Below are 2,734 nucleotides of genomic sequence, written 5' to 3'. Positions count from 1 at the left end.
CCCTTGGAGTGCTTTATAGACACGTTCTACAGGTGAGCCGTCCGATAGGTTGGAAGTAGCCTGAGGTAGCATCGGTGGCTTGGAGAGCTGAATAATGGGTTGCACCCCCTCATAGCATGCGGCTTCATCGATAGTTGGAGGGTTAGCGACATAGCAACAGTTCGTAGCTCTAGTGGTAGCAGTATAGCACCAGCGAAGCTCATCTAGAGAGAGATTATTACGCCCCGCATAATCTATGAGCACCGTATCCCACTCCCCGCCCTGAGCCTTGTGGCAAGTGATCGCATAGCCAAACTTGCACTGCAAAGCATTGTAATATTCGTTTCCCTGCAAGGCTTTATTCAGGGCCTCCCCCTGCAGATTGAACCCATACTCCTCATAAAGCTTTTGCAGGGTAAAAATATAGACCGCCTTCGCCTCCAACTTACTCATCCGTGGTTCATCAGAGTAGAGTAAGTTCTCCAATATCTTTGACTTTATCACCATCCCCTCCACATTGATCAACAAGTCTCTAAAGACTAGCGTCACCACCTGATTATTACCCACATTCACCCCCTGCACCTCTGCTTGAGGATAGACCGCCTGCACCATCACCAAGTCACCATTGACAAGGGACATCGCCATATTATTAGCCACCACCAATAGTCGATCCCCCACAGCCACCTCAGGATGGCGAGGGAAGTAACTACTCCTCACCTCCTGATTAAGAGTTTTGCAACGCTTATTGGTATAGGCAATCATCAGCCCACTATCTATAGACGGACGAGGATAAAGCCGTAGATAGAGTGGAGAGAACTCGTGAGATTGGATCTGCCGAAAAGAGATATCGTCGTACGAGAGGGCTAGCATCCCCTTCTCCTCCTCCACGTATCGCCTCATAAGCGTAGCATTTTCTAGCACAAGAGAGCCCTCTGCCTGACGCACCACCTCGGTAAGTGTCGCCTCCATTACCCTGAGCCCCAACTCTTCAAAAGTCTCACGCCGCAAGGCAGTAGAGATAGACTCCCCCACAGGGGGCAACTGGGCTGGGTCACCCACAAAAATCAGCTTAGTCCGCCGCTCCTTAGGATTGGCAAATTGAAGCAAGTCCATTAAGAGCGACCCACTTCCCATCACATAATGATCATCAAAACTCTTTTTGATCGGGACCATAGAGGCCTCATCAATGATCACCACACTGCCAAAGTCGGCATCAAGCACCTTGTAATACAAGCAATACTCCTTAGTACCATCCGCCTCCTTCTCCTTCAGATAGACAAACTTATAGATGCGCCTATGAATAGTCGATGCACTACCACCCAACGTATCGCTCAACACCTTAGCTGCCCGACCCGTAGGAGCCATTAGAGAATACCGCTGATTTTGACTGTCCAAAAAGCCGATTAACTGCCTCAGCAGGGTCGTTTTACCCGTACCAGCATACCCTCTGAGGATAAAAACTTGCTCCTCATTGCTCATCACAAAGGCCTTCATCGCCTCAAGTGCCTGCTCTTGTCCTTCCGTTAGTCTCATCAGTTTCTCCAAAGTCTTAGAGTCCACCTCTAGGTGGGGCTATACATTTATCCTCGAGACAAATATACAATAAATAATCAGTTACTCATTAGAAAACTCCGACCGTATGGTTTTTCAGCGGAATGATACGCAGTAGACCTATCCCTAATGCGTAACCCATAGCAAAATGGGCACCGTCGCTTATGCGATGGTGCCCCTTTGTTTGTATGTATTGATGAATTAGTTTTGCGAATAGAGGATCGGATTGAGCGTTGGGTCATTGTACATTTTCATCTGCTTGTAGACCTTCATATACTTCCGCCCTTCCGCCATATCCTCCAAGAGGGTAGTAATAGCCTGGGAAAGGTCGTCATTCTGCTGTAGCAATACCGAGAGCTTAGCACGCACCGTGATACGCTGCTCCTCCGAGATGCCAGCACGCTCCGTCTCCACCCTCATGTGGTAGATCTTCAGCTGCAAGATACTCAGGCGGTCAATAGCCCAACCCGGGCTCTCCGTATTGATCGTCGCCTCCGGCAGTACCTTCACCCCCGAGAAAAGGTCAAGGAAATAGCTATCAATCAGCTCCACCAAGTCGGTACGGTCTTGATTGCATCGATCCATCCGACGCTTGATCTTAAGTGCCTCCTCAGGGTCGATATTTGGATTACGTATGATGTCCTCCAAGTGCCACTGGATCGTATCCACCCAGCACTTAAGGTATAGATAGTATTCAATCGACTTAAAGGGGTAAGGGTTATTGACCTTTGCATCCACATTATCCCTCACATGATACTCCTCAATCGCCTGATTAAAGACCGATATTGCCCTCCTACAGAAGTCCTTATAATTTTGCATTTCCTATGCCTCCAGTGGTTAATACTATAATCGCACCGTAAAGATACAGATAATACCACCACCTCACCCCAATTCCCCTTATGCTATATAACAACTATCCCTCCCCCAGCCCACACACTTGCCCACTCCCCCAACCCTTGTTTTAATGGAATATGGTCTGCGACTAAGTGGGTACACTTTATATGTAAACCTATAGTAAATGTCTTAATCCTTGTTTTAATGGAATATGGTCTGCGACGGGAAGACTACCCTTGGAATGGTGCGTGGCATTATGTGTCTTAATCCTTGTTTTAATGGAATATGGTCTGCGACTACAACAGTAAGTGGGGTGTACTGCAATAACCCAAAAATTAGTCTTAATCCTTGTTTTAATGGAATATGGTCT

Annotated in this window: 2 protein-coding genes; both read right to left on the bottom strand. The window is 47.5% G+C overall.

The annotated features are described in order from the left end of the window. Positions 1-1,512 (bottom strand): ATP-dependent DNA helicase (locus QVO39_RS07740; protein ID WP_288171929.1); only part of this gene is annotated, 1,512 nt, incomplete at its 3' end. Positions 1,513-1,731: 219 nt separating this feature from the next. Further along, on the bottom strand, positions 1,732-2,349 hold the full coding sequence (locus tag QVO39_RS07735; protein ID WP_018028831.1) for a DUF4254 domain-containing protein: 618 nt from the start codon (positions 2,347-2,349) through the stop codon (positions 1,732-1,734). Between the last annotated feature and the right edge of the window lie 385 nt (positions 2,350-2,734).

The sequence above is a fragment of the Porphyromonas sp. CAG:1061 genome, assembly GCF_000435035.1.
Classification (GTDB): Bacteria; Bacteroidota; Bacteroidia; order Bacteroidales; family Porphyromonadaceae; genus Porphyromonas_A; species Porphyromonas_A somerae.
The sequence above is the reverse complement of the archived record's forward strand: the minus strand, read 5'-3'. Positions and strand labels throughout refer to the sequence as shown.

Coding starts and splice junctions, on each gene's coding strand:
- QVO39_RS07735 (WP_018028831.1), bottom strand. CDS start 2,349: ATGCAAAATTATAAGGACTTCTGTAGGAGGGCAATATCGGTCTTTAAT.